This window comes from Rhodococcus maanshanensis NBRC 100610 (genome assembly GCF_001894865.1).
Classification (GTDB): Bacteria; Actinomycetota; Actinomycetes; order Mycobacteriales; family Mycobacteriaceae; genus Rhodococcus_G; species Rhodococcus_G maanshanensis.
Genome location: NZ_BCXA01000096.1, coordinates 1 through 518, shown reverse-complemented (window position 1 = coordinate 518; position 518 = coordinate 1). Strand labels below are relative to the sequence as shown.

General features: G+C 66.8%; 1 protein-coding gene. It reads right to left on the bottom strand.

Features of this window, described 5'->3' with window-relative positions; genetic code table 11:
• Positions 1-76: 76 nt before the first annotated feature.
• Positions 77-518: transposase (locus RM1_RS25825; RefSeq protein ID WP_143187356.1), on the bottom strand; the 442-nt coding region annotated here is incomplete at its 5' end.

Sequence of the window (518 nt, the reverse complement as noted above, 5' to 3'; positions counted from 1 at the left end):
CTGCTCATAGTTGGGTCGCGGGTCGATCCACGCGCTGCCACCACCGGCTCGAGAAGGAAGCAGACCTGGGTGGAGGTCAGATGTCCATGACCGCCAACGACCAGCACCAGCCGGCCAACTCGCGGGCGATCGCCACGTTCGCCACCGTCGGTCGCTTGCGGCGTTCGAGGAATGTCACCCACCGCTGATGCAGGCGGCGGTTGCCCTCGTCTCCACGGGCTCGGGCAGCGGCCGGCGCCTGGTCCCACCGCGCACGCATGACAGCCCCGACGTGATACCGCGGCCGGTGATGCCAGGCCGCTTCGACCAGCAGTCGCCGCGCGTGGGTGTTGCCGGTCTTGGTGATCGCACCCAGCGTGCGCGACGAACCGGAGGAGTACTCCGACGGAACCAACCCGACGAAGGATCCGATTGTGTTGCCGGTGAACCGATTCCAGTCCCCGATCTCGACTGCCAACGCAAAACCCGTCAATGTACTCACACCGCGCAGGCATGACATGCGGCGCACGATCGGGGTG